Genomic DNA, 20,981 nt, shown 5'->3' on the forward strand with positions numbered 1-20,981 from the left:
AAACGACACAACGTTCGTGCCTCTAACCAATCGATTTTTATGGAGTAAACAACATGATTCCGGTGATCTTGTCAGGTGGTAGCGGTTCACGTCTTTGGCCGCTTTCGCGTAAGCAATTCCCTAAACAATTCCTGGCCCTGACCGGTGAACACACGCTGTTCCAGCAAACCCTGGAGCGCCTGGTGTTCGAAGGCATGGACACGCCGATCGTGGTCTGCAACAAGGATCACCGCTTCATCGTCAACGAACAGTTGGCCAACCGTAATCTCGAATGCCAGCGCATCCTCATGGAGCCGTTCGGCCGCAACACCGCGCCGGCCGTGGCGCTGACCGCGATGATGCTGGTCAACGAAGGACGTGACGAACTGATGCTGGTGCTGCCGGCCGACCACGTGCTGGAAGACCAGAAAGCCCTGCAACGCGCCCTGGCCCTGGCCACCGTCGCCGCCGAAAACGGCGAGATGGTGCTGTTCGGCGTGCCGGCGACCAAACCGGAAACCGGCTACGGCTACATCAAATCCACCGGCGACTCGCTGCTGCCCGAAGGCGTCAGCCGCGTTTCGCACTTCGTCGAGAAACCTGACGTCAAACGCGCCACCGAATACGTCGAATCCGGCGGCTACTACTGGAACAGCGGCATGTTCCTGTTCCGCGCCAGCCGCTTCCTCGAAGAGCTGAAAAAGCACGATCCGGACATCTACGACACCTGCCTGCTGACCCTTGAGCGCAGCCAGCAGGACGCCGACACCATCACCTTCGACGAGGCCACCTTCGCCTGCTGCCCGGACAATTCCATCGACTACTCCGTCATGGAAAAAACCCAGCGCGCCTGCGTGGTGCCGCTGACCGCCGGCTGGAGCGATGTCGGTTGCTGGTCGTCGCTGTGGGAAGTCAATGAGAAGGATGCCAACGGCAACGTCAGCAAAGGCGACGTGGTGATCCAGGACAGCAAGAACTGCATGATCCACGGCAACGGCAAACTGGTGTCGGTGATCGGCCTGGAAAACATCGTCGTGGTCGAAACCAAAGACGCGATGATGATCGCCCACAAGGACAAGGTTCAGGGCGTCAAGCAGATGGTCAACACCCTCAACGAACAGGGCCGTAGCGAAACCCAGAACCACTGCGAGGTCTACCGTCCGTGGGGTTCCTACGACTCGGTGGACATGGGCGGCCGCTTCCAGGTCAAGCACATCTCGGTCAAGCCGGGCGCGTGCCTGTCGCTGCAGATGCACCACCACCGCGCCGAACACTGGATCGTGGTCAGCGGCACCGCCGAAGTGACCTGCGATGACAACGTGTTCCTGCTCTGCGAGAACCAGTCGACCTACATCCCGATCGCTTCGGTGCATCGCCTGCGCAACCCGGGCAAGATCCCGCTGGAAATCATCGAAGTGCAGTCGGGTTCGTACCTGGGTGAAGACGATATCGAGCGCTTCGAAGACATCTACGGTCGCTCCACCCCGATCGAACGCGGCGTGTCGGTGAAAACCATCGCGCAGTGATCTCCCGGCAATAAGAAGCCCCCGTCCAGCCCGCTGCGTCCCCTATCCGCAGTGGGTTGGGCGGGGGCTTTTTCATTCTTTTGTCGGTTACCGCGCAATCGCCACACGCTTGCTCATCGACTGCCGGACTTTGATAGAAGCATGCGCGGATACACTGGCATTGGTTTTGGTGAACAAGCCCCTCTTGGCCGGCTCGTAACGCGTAATGCTGGCGGTACCCTCAATGGTCTGGTAGTGGATATTCCATGCCTGCTGTTTTCGATCGAATTTCATGAAGGCGAACGCGTTTTTAAACTCCTGTAGCTGTCCGCTGTCGTTAGCGGCATAGCCATAGTCCGGGTACTCCATTGTTGCACCGAGGCCCAGACCATGCTCGCTGCGCGGCAGGTTATTGAACTGGGTATCTTCCTTGCCACCCTCCACGTGACGCACGCGGAGGACGTTTCTGTTCAACTGTTCCACCGTCAGCGAGCAGCCACTGAAGGCCGGGGTAAAGACATGATCTGGCTGAACCCCGGAAGGATTCACAGGAATATCGACATACCCCCCCTGAGGCGCCCAATAGCCAGAAACGGCGTTGGCTTTATCAGGCATCTGGCCGGCAGCGATGTCGACAATTCTCAATGCGTTGAAAGCACCATTGCTGGCTCCTGAGTAGGTCAGCTTATCCATGGTGAATATGAATTCGGCTCCACCCGCAGTATTACTGAGGCCGTTGACCACCGCTTTGGAATAACGCCCGGGCGTCGGGTCTAAAAACTTGGTGTCGACCACCACCTTGCCGAACTCAGGTGTTTGCAGCGCTTTCGCGATAGGGGTGGGGTTACCCATTGCAGGTACAAACCGATTGGGTTCGCCTTTATCCGTGAATGCGACGGCGGTCATTTCGCGCTTTGAGCCTGATGCAATAACGGGTTCCCATAAGCCATTGGCCAACGGTTTTCGCGTGATCGCTCCGTCGCTGTCGAGATAGGTCATCGGGTTGTTCAACACCATCCTGTAGAGATTACTTCCATCGATGAAGCCTTTGCGATCCGGGTTCATCCAACGCTGCAGCCACGGGACGTAATAGCGCAAACCGTAATAATACAGTCCCGTCGCATCTCGCTCCTTGCCCGAATATCGAAGCGTGCGGTAACTGACCTCGGACTCACGGCTCCACGCCGTCTCGCCAAACGGGTAATAGCTTTCCTGACTGATGATCCGCCCCTTCTCGCCTGACTCCAGGCTGGCCGACCCAAGATGATCAACAACGTTGTACCGATACCGATCATTGCTTCCCGACGGCGGCGGACCTTCCCAGTGCAGGACGTTGATGCTGTTAATTGCCGTTTGTGCCGAGATCACCTGCAGGACTTCGCCAGCACTGTCGACCCGCAACTCCAGTCCTGGCAGGTAGCGCACTTCGTTGATGACAGTACGGGTATGGGTCTGCAGCGAACGGATTTTCCGCACGCGCTGACCGCCGGCGTCGTACAGATAAATTTCCTGATCGTCAGATTCGCTCACGCGCTCTACCAAGCTGACCAGGTGCAGTTGATTGCGCAGATCCCACTGCACAAATCGCCCTTGATCCAGCTCCAGCAAATTGCCACGAGCGTCGTAAGCTGCCGCGATTTGCGCTTCAGTCGGCGGCAGGCCATTGCGCCACGACAGGCCGCGATTGCTGTAGCGGGCGGTCTTGAACTGGCGTCCGTGCGCTTGAGCGCCGACATGCGTCAACTCGAGCAAATTGCCGCCGGCATCGTAACGATAGGTTTGCCGGTAGTTGCTGAACGCCGCTGGATCAGCGCGACTCATCGGCGTCGGCCCCTGATTATTTGCCCCCGCCTCCCAGCCGCTCGCCTCACTCAATTGATAGAGGATGTCGTAAGTGAAACGGCTGATCGGGTCAATACGCTGATTGGCGAAGTAACGGATAGGCTGGGCCGCGTCTTCGATGCTCAACACATTACCCATCGGGTCATAGGTGTAAAGCAGATGCTGCAGCAGCTTGGCGCTGGCGTCAGTCGTGCGACGGCTGACGAGACGACCGTTCTGCGGCTGATAGATCAGCGAGGCACGAACGCCGTTGCCCGCCAACTCATGTTCGACCTGCCCGTCAGCGTTGTAACGAATGTCGCTGACCATGGGCCGGGTATCGGGCTGCAGCTTCAACTGCACATGTGCCGCACGCAAGCGCCCGTCGACGGTCAGTTCAACCCCCTGCCTGTTACCTCGCGCGTCGACTTGTTCGAGCACTTGTGCCAGCGGGCCGAAGCGCCATCGGCTAGCGGCGCCCTCGCCCGGCTCAAGCAACCGTGCACGGTCTTCCATTCGCTCGGGCCAATCGGGGGCGACAGGGTCGTGGGTGAAATAGCGGATGTTTTCACTGCACTGGCCGGTGACCGCAAAGGTTTCAAACAACACGCTGCCCGCCGGATCGTCATGGCGTATCAGCTGGCCGAGCTGATTTTTACTCGGTTCACCGGCGCCGGGCTGGCCATACCGGTAACGCTCGACGCAGCGTCGGGGCGTCGCTACACCTTCTTCGAACACCGCCAGCGGTCGCAGCAACACGTCATATTCCGCCTCACGACGGGTTCCAAGGCTGTCCCAATCAAGCAGCACTTGTGCTCCGAGACCGTACAACGCGACCTGCGTGCCCGCGTCGACGCTGTCCGAGCGCAACACCTGGCTATTCAACGAGTACACCGTGGTCAGATTGGCCGGGGTCAGTGGGTCGGACATTTGCAGTGCCCACAAACGCGGGTCCCACTGCGCAACAGCACGCCCGGCCACGTCGTGCAAGGTACGGTGGATGCGACTTTGAGCGGGGCCGACGTCATCACCGCGCCAATAGTCGACCGTGCGAATCGCAAGCCCCCGAGGGTCGTTCGCCGAAAGGGTCGGAGTCTTGTAATGAACGCCCATATGTCTCGTACTCAATATTCATGACCGCGCCATTTCGTTCCGGCGGAGACATCAAACCGCTCGACAGTCCGGATGCCCACTGTCAGAAATTACAGTCCCGACCAATGGCGTCATGCTTTGCCCGGTGAATATCCATTCCCGCGCCCCTTCGGTAGGATGGTGCTCATGAGTTCAAGGAGCGTTCAAACATGTTCATCGGCGTGCTGCTGGTCATTACCTGGCTGATCCTGTTGCTGCGCTATCCGGCCAAGGCCGTGCCGGTGTCCGTCGCGGCCGCCGTGGGTCTGGGACTGGTCGCGGTCTGGGTAGTGTGGCTGGACAACCGCGAGCTCAAGCAACTGGCGCGTCTGGAGATGCGCATTGTCTATGCGCCTGAACAATGCCCGGCGGATCGTCCGCTGCAACTGAAAATGAAAAACGGCAACGACGTGCCGCTGACCGAATTACGCTGGCGCATCGCAGCCTACGCGCCCGGCGACACGGTCAATCTGGCCGACAACCAATACACCGCCCCGCGCTATCGCGGCCCCGGCGAACTGCAGGCCGGCGGTAACTGGGAAGACTGCCTGCCGATGCCACCGCTGCGCCCCGGTTACCGTCCGCAAACCCTGGAGTTTCGTGCCGAGCGCTTGCAGGGCAGCTTCTCCGACTGATCCTTACCCCCCTTTTTTGCACAAGGAATGCGCCATGCCCGTTGCGTTGATTACCGGTTGCTCCAGCGGCATTGGCCGCGCCCTCGCCGATGCATTCAAAGCCGCCGGCTACGAAGTCTGGGCCACTGCGCGCAAAACCGAAGATGTCGCGGCCCTCGCCGCTGCCGGGTTCACCGCCATTGCGCTGGACGTCAATGACAGCGTGGCGCTGGAACAACTCGCCGAACGCCTCAACCAGCAACACGGCGGCCTCGACGTGCTGATCAACAACGCCGGTTATGGCGCGATGGGGCCGCTGCTCGATGGCGGCGTGCCGGCCATGCAGCGCCAGTTCGAAACCAACGTGTTCTCGATTGTCGGCGTTACCCGCGCACTGTTTCCGGTACTGCGTCGGGCCAAGGGTCTGGTGGTGAACATCGGCAGTGTCTCAGGCGTGCTGGTGACGCCGTTCGCTGGCGCATATTGCGCCTCGAAAGCGGCGGTGCATGCGTTGAGCGATGCACTGCGCATGGAACTGGCGCCGTTCGGCATTCGCGTGATGGAGGTCCAGCCTGGGGCGATTCAGTCGAGCTTCGCCAAGAATGCCGGGCACGAAGCCGAGCAACTGATCAACGAGCAGTCGCCGTGGTTTCCCTTGCGTGAGGGAATCCGCGCACGGGCCAAGGCCTCGCAGGACAAGCCGACGCCGGCCAGTGAGTTTGCGGCTGAGTTGCTCAAGGCTGTGCAACAAAGCAAGCCGCCACGACTGATCCGCCTGGGTAATGGCAGCCGGGCGTTGCCGTTGCTGGCGATGGTGTTGCCCAAGGGGTTGCTGGAGTCGACGTTGATGCGGCGGTTCGGGTTGCGTGGCAAGCTCTGAGACCGAGGTGCCCCCATCGCGGGCAAGCCACGCTCCCACAGGGTTTTGCGCCGTACACGAATATCCAGAGCAACACAAAAACCTGTGGGAGCGTGGCTTGCCCGCGATGAGGCCGGCACAGTCAGCCGAGACCCTCAGCCCCAGCCCTTCATGAAATCAATGAACGCCCGCACTTTCAGCGGCAAATGCCGGGTATCCGGGTACAGCGCATACACCCCCTGCTGAGCAAAACGGTAATCGGCCAGCAATCGCACCAATCGCCCCGCCTCCAGATCATCCTGAATCAGCCACTGCGGCAGAATCGCCACGCCTTGCCCGGTCAACGCAAACGCTCGCAGCGTCGCCGAGTTGTCAGCGACGATGGCGGTAGTCCCCGGTTTGGGCTGGTAGACATGCTCGGTACCCGCCGGGTCGGTCACGGTCATTTCCGGGACGCGGCCATGCCCCAGCGTCGGCATTGATTCCAGCATCGCCAACGTGGCAGCCGGGGCAAAGCGCTCGACCAGCGGCGGCGCCGCCACCGCAAACACTTCGAACGTCGACAACTGCACCGCGCGCAGACTGGAGTCGTGCATGCGGCCCAGGCGAATCGCCAGGTCAAAGCGTTCGGAGATCAGATCGGCGTGGGTCGAGGACGTCGACAAATGAATGTTCAGTTGCGGCTGTTGCTGACGAAACACCTCCAGCGCCGGCACCACCTGAGCCAAGGCGAATTCCACGGTGGTGGTGATGCGCAACGTGCCCTTGAGTTGCGCATGCTCGGAGCGCGCCTCCTCGATCGCCAGTCGCGCTTCGTCGAGGGTGCGCAGACAGCGGCGATAAAAGCGCTCGCCGGCATCGGTCAGGGCCAGTTGCCGGGTGTTGCGCGTGAGCAGCGTGACGCCCAATTCCTCTTCCAGACGCTTGAGGTTGAAGCTCACCACGGCGCGGGTCTGGCCCAAGGTATCGGCGGCGGCCGTCAGTGACCCGGCCTCGACCACGGCTTTGAAGGTGTCAAAACGGTCCAGGCTGACCATCTCCGGCGCACTCCCTGTCAAAATAATTTTGACAAACTAGCAGGCAAACCCGCGTTTTCCTAACGTCCGAACCGCCCTACCCTGCACGCCTCATCACAGGGAAGCTGCCATGGCCTATCGCTCGAAAGTCGCGCTGGTGTATTTGTCCGGGTTCGCCCTCGACCTGCTGAACATGTTCGCCGCGAGCATTGCCTACCCGGACATCGCCCGGGAATTACAGGCATCGGTGACGCAATTGGCGTGGATCACCAACGCCTACATGCTCGGGCTGACGCTGATCATTCCGCTGAGCGTATGGCTTGCAGCGCGGCTGGGCGAGCGCCGGCTGATTCTCGGCTCGTTGCTGCTGTTCGGCATCGCCTCGGGCCTGGTGGCCCAGGCCGGGTCGATTGAAAGCCTGATCGGCTGGCGTTTGCTGCAAGGGCTCGGCGGCGGATTGTTGCTGCCGATCGGGCAAGCCCTGGCGTATCGGCAATTCCCGGCGGCGCAGCGGGCACACCTCACTGGTGTGGTGTTGCTGGTCGCGCTGATGGTGCCAGCCCTGTCGCCGGCGGCGGGCGGCCTGATCGTCGAGGCCTTGTCGTGGCGCTGGATTTTCTACCTGAACATGCCGCTGGCGCTGCTCGTGTTCGCATTGGGTCTGTTGTGGTTGCAAGCGGATCAACCCACCACCGAGCGCCCGACGCTGGACGTACGCGGCCTGCTGCTGGCGGTGGCAACCCTGAGTCTGTTGTTGATGGCCGTGAGTCTGGCGAGCGCGCCCACGACCCGACATCTTGCGGGCGGCGTGCTGCTGATCGGCGGCATCACCTTATGGCTATACCTGCGTGATGGCTGGCACAAACCCGACGCGGTGCTCGACCTGCAACTACTCAAGAGTCCGTCGTTGCGCCTGGCAATGCTGATTTATCTGTTTGTGCCCGGGGTGTTTACCGGCACCAACATGATTGCCGTGTTGTACCTGCATGACCTCGGCTTCGGCGCCGCGCAAACCGGTGCGCTGATGCTGTCCTGGGCCGCTGCCTCGGGCGTGGCGATCATGCTCGGCAAACGCAGTTTCAACCGCATCGGCCCCAAACCGTTGCTGATCGCCGGAATGCTTTTGCAATGTCTGGGCATTGTCTTGTTGATGCGCATCGAGCAGCCCGCCGCCGCGCCGCTGATCATCGCCTATGCCTTGATGGGACTGGGCGGCAGCCTGTGCAGCGTGACCGCACAGACCTTGGCGTTTGTCGGCATCGCGCCGGAAAAAATGGGCCACTCCAGCGCCCTGTGGAACATCAATCGCCAGCTCGGTTTCTGTCTTGGCGCCGCGCTGCTCAGTTCACTGTTGGGCGCATTGGGGGGCGACGGTTTCCGCTACTGCTTTCTCGCCGCCGCTGTGCTGACGCTGTTGCCAATGGTCGCGGTGCTGCGTTTCGATGCGAGCAAAGTGCTCGCCCTTCTGAGCCCACCTTCCCTTCAGGAAAAATCCACATGATTGACTACAACGAATATTTTGATGAAGTGATCCAGGCCCATCTGGTCATCGAACGCTGGTTTGCCGTGGAGCAGGATCCGGCGGAACTGGCGCGTTTGCTGAGCCGGTTCTCCACGGATTTTTCCATGGTCACGCCGCTGGGCCGGATGCTGGATATCGAAGCCTTGCGCGGGCTGTTTCAGTCAGCAGGCGGGAAGAAGCCCGGGTTCCGGATCGAGCTCAGTGAGCTGCGCGGGATTGCCCTGCATGCGCATGGCGCAACGCTGAGTTATCGCGAGCAGCAGAGCGATGCGAGCGGGTTGCACACTGATCGCCGGTCGACAGTGGTGTTTGAAAAGAGCGAAGACGGGCGGGTGCTGTGGCGGCATTTGCAGGAGACGTTTTGCGCTGAGTGATTGCTCAGCGCTTTTCTGAAGTAACGAGTCGACCTCTTCGCGAGCAAGCTCGCTCCCACAAGGGATGTTTGTTGCACCCCGGCCCCCCTGTGGGAGCGAGCTTGCTCGCGAATGAAAGCGACTCGGTATTTCAGTTATCCACAGCGTCCTGTTTCACCACCACCGTGCAAGTAATCCCCGCCGCCAGCAACACGCCCTCCGGCACGTCATCGATGTGAATGCGCACCGGTACGCGCTGTGCCAGGCGCACCCAGTTGAACGTCGGGTTGACGTCGGCGATCAGCTCGCGGCTTTCCGGGTTGTCGCGGTCGTAGATGCCGCGGGAAATGCTCTCCACGTGGCCCTTCAACACTTCGCCGCTCATCAGTTGCATGTCGGCCTTGTCACCCACGCGCACGTGCGGCAGCTTGGTCTCTTCGAAGAAGCCGTAGACCCAGAACGAGTTCATGTCGACCACGGCCATTTTCGCTTCGCCAATGCGCGCGTAGTCGCCGCGATGCACGTTGAGGTTGGTCACGTAACCGTCCACCGCCGCGCGCACTTCGGTGCGTTTGAGGTTAAGTTCGGCGGCTTCCAGTTGCGCTTGCGCGTGTTGGTAATCGGCCAGCGCGGCGTCGGCGATGTTGCTGGCGTCGTCGCGGTTTTCCTTGGAGATCACCAGGTTGTCGAGGTCGGCGCGGCGATGCGCGTTGACCTTGCGCATCTCCCATGTCGACTTGCGCGAAGCGACCAGCGACTGCGCCTGCTTGACCGCGATGCGGTAGTGCTCCGGGTCGATCTGCATCAGCAGGTCGCCCTTCTTCACCAACTGGTTGTCGCGCACCGGCACATCGATGACTTCACCGGTGACGTCAGCCGCGACGTTGATGATGTCCGCCCGCACCCGGCCGTCGCGGGTCCACGGGGTGTTCATGTAGTGCTCCCACAGGGTCCGGCCAATCCACAGTGCCAGGGCCAACACCAGCAGGGTCGCGAGCAGGCTGAAAAACTTTTTCATCAGAACGTTCTCAACGGTAGACGGTCAGCGCCATGGCGCCGAACAGACAGGTAAACAGACTCAGGCGCAGCAGCGCCGGGTGCCAGAAAAAGCGGTACAGGTCGAACCCCGAGAGGAACCGGTCCAGCGCCCAGGCCAGCGCCGCGGCGACAAAAAACATTAGGGTCATGGTCGGCATGTACACGCCGTGGAAAGCGATTTCACGAGGCATGGGCAAGTCCTTCGGGCTTGGCGACGGCGTAGGCAGCGAGTGGTGATTGCGGGTCGAGCAACGAGGTGCGGATGAAGTGCAGGTAGCTCTTCACCCGACGCAGCGCGGAGGTGTCGAAGTGCGGCGCGAACGGCTCGTCGGTCGCGGCGACCCGGCTGATCGCGTGATCGACCGCGACCAGTGCACGCTCCAGATTGCTCGGGTTCGGTTGCAGAAACAGCCGCACCAGCGCCCGGCCCATGACGCGGATCGCCTGACGCCACGGCTGCGATTCGGCATACGCCGGGTGCACCGGGAGGATTGCCTGTTCCTTGCGCAACTCGATGATCGCGTGGCCGACTTCGAGCACCACGAACATCCAGCGCAGCAGGTTTTTTTGTACCTTCGGCTGGCCGGCAGCGAGGCCGTATGCCTGATGCAACAGATCGCGGGTACGACTCTCGAAACTCGACGCCAGCCCCTTGAGTTTGCCGCTGATGGCGTAGACCACCTGACCGCGCAGGTCCTGCTCCAGACGCTTCCACAACCAGCGGCTGTTCGGCGGCAGAATGATTGCCCCCGCCGCCGCGCATACCAGCATGCCCATGACCATGGCGATGTAGTCGTTGATGAAGGTGTAAGGGTTGTAAATGGTCAAGTTGTCGGGCACCGAACCGGTGCTGAAGAAGATCAACAGACCGAGACCGACCCCGGCATATTGCGGCCGCGACGTGAGGAACGAACCGAGCACGATCACCGGCGCGAGCATCACGCACAACAGCGGAAAACCGTCGATCCACGGGAAGATGAAAAACATCTCGACGAAGCCGATCAGCGCCCCGAGGAACGTCCCGCAGGCCATTTGAAAAGCCATGCGTTTCGGGTTCGGTGTGGCGGCGGACAAACCCACGGTGGCGGCGGCGATCAAGGTCATGGTCGCGCCGCTCGGCCACGCGGTGGCCACCCAATAGCTGCCCAGCACAATCAGGATGAACGAGGCGCGGATCCCCGAAGCCGCCGCGGCCCACCAGTTGGTTTGCGGGGTGAACGGCTCGTCCCAGCGCTCACGCTCGTGGCGGTGATCGGCCAGCGAGGCGTGGGTCTGTGCATAACTGTGCAAGTCATCGACGAAGCGATAGAGCAATTCGTAGGCGGTGTGGAAGTCCAGTTGCTCGGCTTCACTCGGAGCGGTTTCCTGGAAAATGCCGCGCAAGGTTCGCACGCGTGTCGGCAGGCCTTCCTTGTACGTCGCCAACGCCGTCGCCAAACGTGCCGCGTCGGGGCTGGTCAAGGCACGGCCACTGAAGCCGTCGAGCACTTCGGCCAGGTCCTGCAGGCCCGGTTTGATCGCGGCCACCACATGTTCTTCGCCATTGCCGCGCAGGCGCTCGAGCAACTGATGCAGGGCGTTGAAGCGTGTGGTGATGCCCATGAACTCGCTGTTCAGACGACTGAGGCGACCGTTGCGCCGACGCATGTGCGGGTCTTCGAACACGGTCACGCTGCGCAGCCCTTCCAGGCCTACGGCTTCGGCGATGAAGCGCACGTTGCTCGCTTCGAACGACTCGGCCTTGCTGCGCCCGCGCAGGCCATCGGTGACGAACAGCGCGAACACACCGAAGCGCTGATACAGCGCGTTGCGCATGGCTGCGCTGGCGGTTTGCGGCAGGATCGCGGCGCTGATCACGGTCGAGCAGAGAATCCCCAACGAGATCTCCAGCACCCGCCACACGGCGGCCATGAACGCACCGTCCGGATGTGCCAGCGCCGGCAACCCGACCATCGCCGCGGTGTAGCCCGCCAGGACAAAACCGTAGGCGCGAAAGTTACGGCAGCGCGCCGCCCCCGCAGAACAGATGCCAACCCAGATCGCCAGCGAGCCCAGGAACAATTCGGTGTTCTGCGCGAACAGCGCGATCAGCGTGACCATCATCGCCGACCCGGCCAGAGTGCCGAGAAAGCGATAGAAACTCTTGGCGAACACCTGCCCGCTCTGCGGCTGCATGACGATAAACACGGTGATCATCGCCGTGCGCGGCTGCGGCAGCTCCAGACGCATGGCCAGCCATAGCGTGAGGAACGCGGCGAGCAAGACCTTGAAGATGTAGACCCAGGTCACGCCATCACTGCGCGCCCAGTCAAAGAAGCCACGGCGCCATTCCAGGGAGGAGAGCCAGCGTAGAGGTGCGGGCAAGGGAGTCATTAAATCTTGCTCAATGATTGAGGACTGAAGAGTTATCTGTGGCAAACATCAATTTTTGTGGTGAACACAAACTCTGTGGTGAGGGGGTTTATCCCCGATGGGTTGCACAGCAGCCCCAAGAAAAGCCAATGCGGTGTGCCAAGCAGAACCGGTTTGCAGGTTTTGGGGCTGCTCCGCAGCCCATCGGGGATGAATCCCCTCGCCACAAAGGTTTTGTGTAGTGAGTTGTGTGTTCACCGCAGCAGGGTCGGGATTTTCGGGGCTGCTGTTTGCTCGGCAGTCGGCACGTCATTGCCCGCCCCGAGGCCGCCGCCCAGCGCCGTCACCAGCTCGGCATGCGCACTCAAGCGCGCCGCCTGCACCTGCTGCTGCACTTGCTGCTGCTTGAACAGCAAGGTCTGCGCATTCAGCACGTTGAGGTAATCGGTGAGGCCACGCTGATAAGCGATCATCGCGATGTCGTAGGTCTTCTGCGCAGTAGCCACCGACTCGGCGGCGAAGGCTTGCTGCTTGTCCATCGACTCGCGACGGATCAACTGGTCGGAAATGTTCTTCAGCGCATTGACCAGCGTCTGGTTGTAATGCGCCACGGCGATGTCATAGCCGGCAGACGCTTCGCCCAGTTCGCTGCGCAAACGCCCACCGTCGAAGATCGGCAGCGAGATCGCCGGGCCGACGTTGTAGTTGAGCTTCTTGCCAGTCAAAAACTCCAGCGCCCCGCCGCCGGTGGCCATGTAGCCGAGGCTGCCAACCAGATCGACGTTGGGATAGAAACCGGCATGCGCAACATCAATACCGCGCGCCTGCGCCGCGACCTGCCAGCGACTGGCGACCACGTCCGGGCGCTGACCGAGCAACTCGGCGGGCAATGCCGACGGCAGTTTCAACGCAGCACCCAGCGCCAACGTCGGGCGCTGCAACTGCGCCCCGTCGCCCGGACCTTTGCCCGCCAACGCGGCGATCTGGTTACGGCTCAGGGCAATTTCTTCGTCGAGCGCATCCAGTTGCCGATGGGTTTCAGGCAACGGTGTTTCGGCCTGACTGACTTCGAAGTGCGTGCCGATCCCGCCATCCAGACGCTTCTGCGCCAGATCCAGAATCTGCTGTTGCTGCTTGAGCGTCGCGGCGACGATATCGCGCTGGGCGTAATGCAGCGACAGCTCGATGTAGGCGCGCACGAGGTTGTTCTGCAATTCCAGCTGCGCCAGCCGTGCTTCGGCGGCGCTCATGTGCGCCAGATCCACCGCGCGTTCGCTGGCATTGCTTTCGCGGCCCCAGAGGTCGAGGGCGTAGCTGAAACCCAGCGCGGCGTTGTTGTCCCAGGTGGTGGTGTTGGCCAGCTCGCCCGGGCCGTAGAACTGGTCGGTCGGCCAGTTGTGGCGCTTGAGCGTTGACTCGCCATTGATCTGCAACGACTCGGCGGCCTCGGCGACACCGGCCAGCGCCTTGGCCTGACGCACGCGTGCAGCGGCCATGGCCATGCTCGGACTGCCCTGCACGGCGAGGTCGATCCAGCGATTGAGTTGCGGGTCGCCGTAGGCTTGCCACCATTGTGCGGTGGGCCAATTGGCGTCTTTGGCGGCGTGGGCAATCGCATCGTCGGTGGCCAGGGTATTGGCCTCCAGTGCCTTGCCCTGCGGGGCAATTCCTCCGGTACCGATGCAGCCGCCAAGACCCAAAGTAAAAGCCAGAACACTGAGCGGCAAAAGCGCTCTGTTGATGCGACGCGGCACAGCTGCGAATTCCTGAAAGAGGATAAGGCGGGACGTGTTCCCTTCTGTAGGAGCTGGCGAAGGCTGCGATCTTTGATCCTGATTCCCTTAAAACAGAATCAAAAGATCGCAGCCTTCGGCAGCTCCTACATGGGCACGGCGCAATTCTAGGTGGGCGCCTTGGTGGCGATAAGCTGGGATTCCTGTGAATCTTTGTTACCGTTAACGAGATAATCCCTTGGTCGGGGGTCTCAGCCCCTGAAACTTCGTGTCACAATTTGCCATCTCCCTTGAGAGCACCCCATGGACACATTGCAAAACATGCGCGCCTTCAGTTGCGTGGCCGAAGCTGGCAGCTTCACCGCTGCCGCCGTGCAACTCGACACCACCACGGCCAACGTCTCGCGCGCGGTCTCCAACCTGGAAGCCCACCTGCAAACCCGCCTGCTCAATCGCACGACCCGGCGCATCGCCCTGACCGAGGCCGGCAAGCGCTACCTGCTGCGCTGCGAACAGATCCTGGCCTATGTCGAAGAAGCCGAAGCCGAGGCCAGCGAAGCCCACGCGCGCCCCGCCGGCCAACTGAAAGTGCACACCATGACCGGCATCGGTCAGCACTTCGTGATCGACGCCATCGCCCGCTACCGCAAGACCCACCCGGACGTGACCTTCGACCTGACCATGGCCAACCGCGTGCCGGACCTGCTCGACGAGGGCTATGACGTGTCCATCGTGCTGGCCAGCGAACTGCCGGACTCGGGCTTCGTCTCGCAACGCCTGGGCATCACCTACAGCATCGTCTGCGCCTCCCCGGCCTACGTGAAAGCCAACGGCTGCGCGCAAAAACCCAGCGACCTGCTGAACCACGCCTGCCTGCGCCTCGTCAGCCCGGTGATCCCCCTGGAAAAATGGGCCTTCAACGGCCCCGATGGCCAGGAAATGGTCACCATCAACAGCTCGCCGTTCCTAGTGAACTCCGCCGACGCGATGAAGGCCGCGATCATCAGCGGCATGGGCGTCGGCGTCCTGCCGGTCTACGCCGCCATCGAAGGCCTGCGCAACGGCACGCTGGTACGGATGATGCCCAACTACCGCTCGCAGGAACTCAACCTGTACGCGATCTACCCGTCGCGGCAATACCTGGACGCGAAAATCAAGACCTGGGTCGAGTATTTGCGCGGGTCACTGCCGGAAATCCTTGCCGCGCACCAGGCAGAACTGGCCGCCTACGAACTCAGCGGCAGCCTCGCCGGCGCCCGCGTCGCCACCTGACTTAAACACACCGCCAAACCTGCGGCAGCTCCTACAGAAGCGGTGATTTGAAGGGAGTTTTCCGACAGGTTTTGACGGTTGTGGCTCGGAAGTTGGGTGGATAGGCTGGTTCGGTCGCTGACACATCAGCGACCGGGTCTGGAAAACCCGATGGGTCAAAGCACATGACATAATGCCGCGCTTCTTCAGCGCCGGTGTTTCAGTTATGGCGGCTGTACGTGGGAGACCCTCGGGTCTGCCGGGTTTGATCCTTTGCCGGTTTTTCCAGCCTGCGTACAGCTGCCACCCACTTCGCCTGGAAACGAAAAGTGGCAGTTCCATTCCGTTAAAAGGATCTTTGCCATGATTAAGCCCTCACCCAATCCGCCCCAAGCGGAAAGCACCTCCCCCTACGAATCCCTCGATTCAAAAAAACTCCACGACGCCGCCGAACGCGCCCTCGACCACTACCTGAAACCTTCCGCCGCCGCTGTGAGATTCCACAAACCCAGCAGCATGTTCCAGGTCGCCCCCGACATGGACAACGAAAGCCTGCTGGTTCACGCCTGCGAATCACTGGCCTCGGCGAGCATCATGACCAGCGACATTGCGGCCTACGTCGACAGCCCGCAGCGACAAACGATACTGGCGATCCAGCAAATCATCATGCTCGCCGAACTGGCGGTGAATCGGGTGCTGGATAACGTGGAAATCAGCCAATCTGCAGCACACAGCTGAGCCATTGTGGGAGCGGGCGAGTCGGTTAGAGACTGGTCGGCTGTCAGGCCGCCATCGCTGGCAAGCCAGCTCCCACAAGGACTGAGTGGATTCAGTTAGTTCCAGGTCGGCTGTCAGGCCGCCTTCGCTGGCAAGCCAGCTCCCACAAGGATTGAGTGGATTCAGTTAGTTCCAGGTCGGCTGTCAGGCCGCCTTCGCGAGCAAGCCAGCTCCCACAAGGACTGAGTGGATTCAGTTAGTTCCAGGTCGGCTATCAGGCCGCCTTCGCTGGCAAGCCAGCTCCCACAAGGATTGAGTGGATTCAGTTAGATCCAGGTCGGCTGTCAGGCCGCCATCGCTGGCAAGCCAGCTCCCACAAGGATTGAGTGGATTCAGTTAGTTCCAGGTCGGCTGTCAGGCCGCCTTCGCTGGCAAGCCAGCTCCCACAAGGATTGAGTGGATTCAGTTAGATCCAGGTCGGCTGTCAGGCCGCCATCGCTGGCAAGCCAGCTCCCACAAGGATTGAGTGGATTCAGTTAGTTCCAGGTCGGCTGTCAGGCCGCCTTCGCTGGCAAGCCAGCTCCCACAAGGATTGAGTGGATTCAGTTAGATCCAGGTCGGCTGTCAGGCCGCCATCGCTGGCAAGCCAGCTCCCAAAAGGATGGAGTGGATTCAGTTAGTTCCAGGTCGGCTGTCAGGCCGCCTTCGCTGGCAAGCCAGCTCCCACAAGGACTGAGTGGATTCAGTTAGTTCCAGGTCGGCTGTCAGGCCGCCTTCGCTGGCAAGCCAGCTCCCACAAGGATTGAGTGGATTCAGTTAGATCCAGGTCGGCTGTCAGGCCGCCATCGCTGGCAAGCCAGCTCCCACAAGGATTGAGTGGATTCAGTTAGATCCAGGTCGGCTGCCAGGCCGCCTTCGCGAGCAAGCTCACTCCTACAGAAAAGCAAAGCAGTCCAGGCAAACCGCATGCTTTTCACCATTCAACAGGATGAGCGTTAGCTCGGCTGCAGCTCTTGATCTTGCCGTGCCGGCCCCTTCGGCAGGCTGAGTGGAGGGGGTTATCCGGGGGTGGGAGCGCAGCGACCGTTCGACGCAGTCGAACACATCGAGAGGAGGTGCAGCGAAGCAAACCGGAGGCGATGCCCCCGGATGAACCCCGCAACGAAGGTACCCGAGCCTGAGCGAGGGCCGTACGCCGGGGCCCAGCGTTTTGGTTACTTTTGGGCGTCTGCAAAAGTGACTCGCCGTAAGGGCGAAACCGCCAGCCGCAACACCCGAAGCAACGGATAAACACCCAAAACCCCAGGAGCATGGTCGGCCCAGAGGCCGCCAAGACAAGCCAAACCCCACAAAGAAATGTTAGCGTGCTTGGTAATAAAGACAGCCGAGCCCAAGCCCAATGAAAAAAACAGTCCTGGCCTTCAGCCGCATCACCCCGCCCATGATCGAACGCCTCCAGCAAGAGTTCGACGTCATCGTCCCCAACCCGAAGAACGGTGACATCAACGCCCAATTCAACGAAGCCCTGCCCCACGCCCACGGACTGATCGGCGTCGGCCGTAAACTCGGCAAAGCCCAACTCGAAACCGCCACAAAACTCGAAGTGGTCTCCAGCGTCTCCGTCGGCTACGACAACTACGACCTCGATTACTTCAACCAACGCGGAATCATGCTCACCAACACCCCGGACGTGCTCACCGAAAGCACCGCCGACCTCGCCTTCGCCCTGATCATGAGCAGCGCCCGCCGCGTCGCCGAACTCGATGCCTGGACCAAGGCCGGCCAGTGGCAAGCCAGCGTCGGCGCGCCATTGTTCGGCTGCGACGTCCACGGCAAGACCCTGGGCATCGTCGGCATGGGCAACATCGGCGCCGCCGTCGCCCGCCGTGGCCACTTCGGCTTCAACATGCCGATTATCTACAGCGGCAACAGCCGCAAGCCCGAACTGGAACAACAACTCGGCGCACACTTTCGCAGCCTCGACCAGTTGCTCGCCGAAGCCGATTTCGTCTGCCTGGTGGTGCCGCTCAGCGACAAGACCCGCCACCTGATCAGCCATCGCGAACTGGGCCTGATGAAGCCGGGCGCGATCCTGGTCAACATCTCCCGTGGTCCGGTGGTCGACGAGCCAGCGCTGATCGAGGCGCTGCAGAACAATCGCATCCGTGGCGCCGGTCTCGACGTCTACGAAAAAGAACCGCTGGCCGAGTCCCCGCTGTTCCAGTTGAAAAATGCTGTGACATTGCCGCACATCGGCTCGGCCACCGGAGAAACCCGCGAAGCCATGGCCAATCGCGCGCTGGCCAACCTGCGCAGCGCCTTGATGGGCGAGCGTCCACAGGATCTGGTAAACCCGCAGGTCTGGCGCGGTTAAACAAAATCGGGCAAGTGCCAAAAGACACTTGCCCGACACGTTATGCACGCCCACATACTTTGCAATTCAACCCGACACCAAAACAATAGACCCCGCTATAAACTCTCCCGACATATCGAACCCTCGACAAATGTTATGGAGAACACACTTGAACGCTCTGACCATGGATAAAATTATCCGCTACAGCAAAGTCATACTGATGAGTTACTTCAGTTTTTTTGGCTTGCTGATGATGTTCAGCAATTTCACCGACTACGGTTCAAACTACGAATATGTCGCGCACGTCCTGAGCATGGACACGACCGAACACAACGCCAACCTGCGCTACCGCGCCATCACCTCGCCAATGCTGCACCACCGTATCTATTGGCTGATCATTACCCTGGAAGTCACTTTCAGCGCATTTTGCATGTTGGGTGTCTATCAATTACTCAAGAACATCAACGGCTCCAGCGAGGAATTCCATGAAGCCAAGAAGTTTTCGATCATTGGTCTTTTAATCGCTGTTTTCATCTACTACGTATGTTTTCAAGTTGTCGGTGTCGAATGGTTCGACATGGACACTTCAAAGATCTGGAACGCCAAGGATTGGGCCCGACATATTGTCGACTTTATCTTGCCGTTGATGATTTACATCGTGATAAAAGTCGAGCGCTGAACATCAGCGCTCGCACAGTTACAGCCTCACGCCAACTTGCCCTGACGGGGCAATGCCACGGCACGAGGTTTACGAAATACCAAGATGTTGCCAAGCATGACCAACACCAGGCCGACCAGCGCCGGAGCAGTCCACTGGTAGCCTTCGGCAAACGCCGAAACGTTTAGCGCCACCACCGGGAACAACACTGTGCAATAGGCCGCGCGCTCCGGGCCCATGCGCCCGACCAGCGTCAGGTAGGCAGTGAAGCCAATCACTGAACCCGGGATCACCAGATACAACAGCGCGCCGACGTAACGTGGCGACCAGTCCATGTCGAACGCAATACCTTTGACCAGGCACCACACCGACAACATCGCCGCCCCGTAGGCCATGCCCCAGGCATTGGTGGTCAACGGTTTCAGACCGGCCTTCTGCTGCAGACTCGACAGCATGTTGCCCGCCGAGAAACACAGCGTGCCGCACAGGGCCAACGCCAGACCGAGCAAGGTCTGCGGACTGGCTTGATGGCCGGACAGTTCCGGCCAGAACAACATCCCCAGACCGAACAAACCGAGCGCGCCCCCCATCAGCACATTGCGCGCAATGCGCTGGCCGAAGAACACCCGCGCATTGAGCGCGTTCCACAAGGTGGCGGTGGAAAACACCACCGCCACCAGACCGCTGGGAATCCACTGGCTGGCCGTCAGAAAGCACATGAAGTTGACACAGAACAGGCACAACCCCTGCGCCACGCAGATCAAATGACCACGGCGATTCATCAGTTGCAGGCGCCGACTGAGCAGCAACAGCACGAACAGCACCAGCGCGGCGAGGCCGAAGCGATAGACGATCGACACCGGAATCGCCACCACCCCCAATTGCCATTTCAGGGCAATCCAGGTGGTGCCCCAGATCAGCACAGTCAGCAGATACAGCGAAAGGTTCATGGCGAGACTCCTGAGGACACCTGACCTCTGTGGCGAGCGAGCTTGCTCACGCCGGGCTGCGCAGCAGCCCCGTTCATGAGTGCTGCGCACTCGGCGGGAGCAAGCTCCCTCGCCACAGGGTTGTGTTGTATGGAGATTCAGGATGCGGCAGCAACGATCGGGGCGCTTGCAGATTCTTGCGCTTTTGTCGCCCGACAGGCTGGCAGCGCGAAGGCTACGGAGTAGGATGCAAGGCGTTGGAGAGAACCGCACATGGCCGCTATTGATACCCTGCAAGTCTTTCAAGCCCTCAACCGCTCGCCGAACGCACGCCTTGTGCACAGCGCCGAGCTCGGTGACGGCTTGTCTGCGGCTTTGTGGACCAACCATCATGATGCCCAGGAGTACGAAGCGCCGAGCCACCACACGCTGTCCTGCTACATCGCCGGCGGCACCGGCACCTTTCGGCGCGGGCAGCCGGGGCACAAGGGCGGGCCGGACAAGTTGTGCATCCTGCCCGCCGATCACCAATCCGGCTGGGTGATCAACGGTGACATTCGCCTCGCTCACCTGTATTTCAGTGCCGAGCAATTTGCGTTGGGCTGCGTCACCTTGCTCGATCGCGAGCCGCGAGAAATGCAGTTGCGCGAGCAGACTTTTCTCGAAGATCCGCAACAGGCACAGCGCTTTCGGCAATTGCTCACGCTGAACTGGGACGAGCCGGCCGAACGTTTGCTGACCAGCAGCCTCGCTCACGAATTGATCAGCCACACCCTGCTCAGCCAGGTCGGCGCGCGCCAGGGTTTGCGCCTCAAGGGCGGACTGGCGCCCCACCAGCGCCGGCAGTTGGTGGAGTTCATCGACAGTCAATTGGCCGAACCGATCAGCCTAGGGCAACTCGCCGGTCTATGTGCGTTGTCGGAATACCACTTTGCGCGGATGTTTCGCGTGAGCTTCGGCTTGCCGCCGCATCAGTACGTGCTGGCGCGACGCATGAGCCGGGCGCGGGAGTTGTTACGCTGCACCGCGTTGCCGCTGGGAGAGATTGCGCTGGCATGCGGGTTTGCCAGCGCCAGTCATTTCACCAACCGTTTTCGCCAGGTGTTGGGTGGGACGCCTGGGGAATATCGGCAGGCGTTTTTGCGTTAGA

The 20,981-nt window shown here is 60.9% G+C and carries 17 protein-coding genes; 10 read left to right on the forward strand and 7 right to left on the reverse strand.

Annotation, left to right across the window (positions count from 1 at the left end; translation table 11 throughout):
* Positions 1–53 precede the first annotated feature (53 nt).
* A complete protein-coding gene (locus AB1J88_RS15815; RefSeq protein WP_041064843.1) occupies positions 54–1,505 on the forward strand; it encodes a mannose-1-phosphate guanylyltransferase/mannose-6-phosphate isomerase in 1,452 nt (483 codons plus the stop codon).
* Positions 1,506–1,592: 87 nt separating this feature from the next.
* On the opposite strand, the gene AB1J88_RS15820 is transcribed toward AB1J88_RS15815, so the two are convergent.
* Positions 1,593–4,418 (reverse strand): RHS repeat domain-containing protein, encoded by a 2,826-nt coding sequence (locus AB1J88_RS15820; protein WP_430291431.1) that lies wholly within the window; start codon positions 4,416–4,418, stop codon positions 1,593–1,595.
* A 188-nt stretch (positions 4,419–4,606) separates the two neighbouring features.
* Here AB1J88_RS15820 and AB1J88_RS15825 point away from each other — a divergent pair, with 188 nt between their 5' ends.
* Together AB1J88_RS15825 and AB1J88_RS15830 are read left to right on the forward strand one after the other, a co-directional pair.
* Positions 4,607–5,071, forward strand: coding sequence for a hypothetical protein (locus AB1J88_RS15825; RefSeq protein WP_047601459.1), 465 nt, complete (start codon positions 4,607–4,609; stop codon positions 5,069–5,071).
* A 34-nt stretch (positions 5,072–5,105) separates the two neighbouring features.
* Positions 5,106–5,930 carry an SDR family oxidoreductase gene (locus AB1J88_RS15830; RefSeq protein WP_430291432.1) on the forward strand — a complete coding sequence of 275 codons (825 nt, stop codon included), beginning with the start codon at positions 5,106–5,108 and terminating at the stop codon, positions 5,928–5,930.
* A 134-nt stretch (positions 5,931–6,064) separates the two neighbouring features.
* Here the strand turns inward: AB1J88_RS15830 and AB1J88_RS15835 are convergent, their stop codons facing one another.
* Positions 6,065–6,946 carry a LysR substrate-binding domain-containing protein gene (locus AB1J88_RS15835; RefSeq protein WP_430291433.1) on the reverse strand — a complete coding sequence of 294 codons (882 nt, stop codon included), beginning with the start codon at positions 6,944–6,946 and terminating at the stop codon, positions 6,065–6,067.
* 109 nt (positions 6,947–7,055) lie between these two features.
* On the opposite strand from AB1J88_RS15835, the gene AB1J88_RS15840 reads away from it, so the two are divergent.
* Entirely contained in the window at positions 7,056–8,426 is a 1,371-nt protein-coding gene (locus AB1J88_RS15840; RefSeq protein WP_430291434.1) for an MFS transporter, read from the forward strand.
* On the forward strand, positions 8,423–8,821 hold the full coding sequence (locus AB1J88_RS15845) for a DUF4440 domain-containing protein (RefSeq protein ID WP_430291435.1): 399 nt from the start codon (positions 8,423–8,425) through the stop codon (positions 8,819–8,821). The genes AB1J88_RS15840 and AB1J88_RS15845 overlap by 4 nt, the downstream gene beginning before the upstream one ends.
* A gap of 130 nt (positions 8,822–8,951) precedes the next feature.
* On the opposite strand, the gene AB1J88_RS15850 is transcribed toward AB1J88_RS15845, so the two are convergent.
* From AB1J88_RS15850 to AB1J88_RS15865, 4 genes are all read right to left on the reverse strand, one after another.
* A complete protein-coding gene (locus AB1J88_RS15850) occupies positions 8,952–9,818 on the reverse strand; it encodes an efflux RND transporter periplasmic adaptor subunit (RefSeq protein WP_222016447.1) in 867 nt (288 codons plus the stop codon).
* 10 nt (positions 9,819–9,828) lie between these two features.
* Entirely contained in the window at positions 9,829–10,029 is a 201-nt protein-coding gene (locus AB1J88_RS15855) for a DUF1656 domain-containing protein (RefSeq protein WP_003221811.1), read from the reverse strand.
* Positions 10,019–12,211, reverse strand: coding sequence for an FUSC family protein (locus AB1J88_RS15860; protein ID WP_430291436.1), 2,193 nt, complete (start codon positions 12,209–12,211; stop codon positions 10,019–10,021). The genes AB1J88_RS15855 and AB1J88_RS15860 overlap by 11 nt, the downstream gene beginning before the upstream one ends.
* Positions 12,212–12,444: 233 nt before the next feature.
* Positions 12,445–13,944 (reverse strand): efflux transporter outer membrane subunit, encoded by a 1,500-nt coding sequence (locus AB1J88_RS15865; protein WP_430291437.1) that lies wholly within the window; start codon positions 13,942–13,944, stop codon positions 12,445–12,447.
* 282 nt (positions 13,945–14,226) lie between these two features.
* On the opposite strand from AB1J88_RS15865, the gene AB1J88_RS15870 reads away from it, so the two are divergent.
* The 4 genes from AB1J88_RS15870 to AB1J88_RS15885 all read left to right on the forward strand — a co-directional run bounded on the left by AB1J88_RS15870 (position 14,227) and on the right by AB1J88_RS15885 (position 18,923).
* Positions 14,227–15,195, forward strand: coding sequence for a LysR family transcriptional regulator (locus tag AB1J88_RS15870; protein WP_108181735.1), 969 nt, complete (start codon positions 14,227–14,229; stop codon positions 15,193–15,195).
* A 342-nt stretch (positions 15,196–15,537) separates the two neighbouring features.
* Positions 15,538–15,912, forward strand: coding sequence for a DUF6124 family protein (locus tag AB1J88_RS15875; RefSeq protein ID WP_430291438.1), 375 nt, complete (start codon positions 15,538–15,540; stop codon positions 15,910–15,912).
* A 1,378-nt stretch (positions 15,913–17,290) separates the two neighbouring features.
* The gene (locus AB1J88_RS15880; RefSeq protein ID WP_041073989.1) at positions 17,291–18,265 is read left to right on the forward strand and encodes a 2-hydroxyacid dehydrogenase; all 975 of its coding nucleotides are present in this window, start codon (positions 17,291–17,293) and stop codon (positions 18,263–18,265) included.
* 148 nt (positions 18,266–18,413) lie between these two features.
* Positions 18,414–18,923: a DUF2165 family protein gene (locus AB1J88_RS15885; protein WP_222016459.1), complete on the forward strand. Its 510-nt coding sequence runs from the start codon at positions 18,414–18,416 to the stop codon at positions 18,921–18,923.
* A gap of 26 nt (positions 18,924–18,949) precedes the next feature.
* Here AB1J88_RS15885 and AB1J88_RS15890 read toward each other — a convergent pair whose 3' ends face one another.
* Positions 18,950–19,852, reverse strand: a complete 903-nt coding sequence (locus tag AB1J88_RS15890; RefSeq protein ID WP_430291439.1) for a DMT family transporter — start codon at positions 19,850–19,852, stop codon at positions 18,950–18,952.
* A gap of 252 nt (positions 19,853–20,104) precedes the next feature.
* Here AB1J88_RS15890 and AB1J88_RS15895 point away from each other — a divergent pair, with 252 nt between their 5' ends.
* Complete coding sequence (locus AB1J88_RS15895; RefSeq protein ID WP_222016463.1) at positions 20,105–20,980, forward strand: AraC family transcriptional regulator; 876 nt, start codon at positions 20,105–20,107, stop codon at positions 20,978–20,980.
* The last annotated feature ends 1 nt before the right edge of the window (position 20,981 follow it).

The sequence above is a fragment of the Pseudomonas sp. S8 genome (genome assembly GCF_050473925.1).
Classification (GTDB): domain Bacteria; phylum Pseudomonadota; class Gammaproteobacteria; order Pseudomonadales; family Pseudomonadaceae; genus Aquipseudomonas; species Aquipseudomonas parakoreensis.

Bases quoted from the DNA above. Each gene is read 5' to 3' on its own strand.
- AB1J88_RS15880 (WP_041073989.1), top strand. From the start codon at position 17,291: ATGAAAAAAACAGTCCTGGCCTTCAGCCGCATCACCCCGCCCATGATC.
- AB1J88_RS15830 (WP_430291432.1), top strand. From the start codon at position 5,106: ATGCCCGTTGCGTTGATTACCGGTTGCTCCAGCGGCATTGGCCGCGCC.
- AB1J88_RS15835 (WP_430291433.1), bottom strand. From the start codon at position 6,946: ATGGTCAGCCTGGACCGTTTTGACACCTTCAAAGCCGTGGTCGAGGCC.
- AB1J88_RS15820 (WP_430291431.1), bottom strand. From the start codon at position 4,418: ATGGGCGTTCATTACAAGACTCCGACCCTTTCGGCGAACGACCCTCGG.
- AB1J88_RS15815 (WP_041064843.1), top strand. From the start codon at position 54: ATGATTCCGGTGATCTTGTCAGGTGGTAGCGGTTCACGTCTTTGGCCG.
- AB1J88_RS15825 (WP_047601459.1), top strand. From the start codon at position 4,607: ATGTTCATCGGCGTGCTGCTGGTCATTACCTGGCTGATCCTGTTGCTG.
- AB1J88_RS15875 (WP_430291438.1), top strand. From the start codon at position 15,538: ATGATTAAGCCCTCACCCAATCCGCCCCAAGCGGAAAGCACCTCCCCC.
- AB1J88_RS15895 (WP_222016463.1), top strand. From the start codon at position 20,105: ATGGCCGCTATTGATACCCTGCAAGTCTTTCAAGCCCTCAACCGCTCG.
- AB1J88_RS15855 (WP_003221811.1), bottom strand. From the start codon at position 10,029: ATGCCTCGTGAAATCGCTTTCCACGGCGTGTACATGCCGACCATGACC.
- AB1J88_RS15890 (WP_430291439.1), bottom strand. From the start codon at position 19,852: ATGAACCTTTCGCTGTATCTGCTGACTGTGCTGATCTGGGGCACCACC.
- AB1J88_RS15870 (WP_108181735.1), top strand. From the start codon at position 14,227: ATGGACACATTGCAAAACATGCGCGCCTTCAGTTGCGTGGCCGAAGCT.
- AB1J88_RS15850 (WP_222016447.1), bottom strand. From the start codon at position 9,818: ATGAAAAAGTTTTTCAGCCTGCTCGCGACCCTGCTGGTGTTGGCCCTG.
- AB1J88_RS15860 (WP_430291436.1), bottom strand. From the start codon at position 12,211: ATGACTCCCTTGCCCGCACCTCTACGCTGGCTCTCCTCCCTGGAATGG.
- AB1J88_RS15845 (WP_430291435.1), top strand. From the start codon at position 8,423: ATGATTGACTACAACGAATATTTTGATGAAGTGATCCAGGCCCATCTG.
- AB1J88_RS15840 (WP_430291434.1), top strand. From the start codon at position 7,056: ATGGCCTATCGCTCGAAAGTCGCGCTGGTGTATTTGTCCGGGTTCGCC.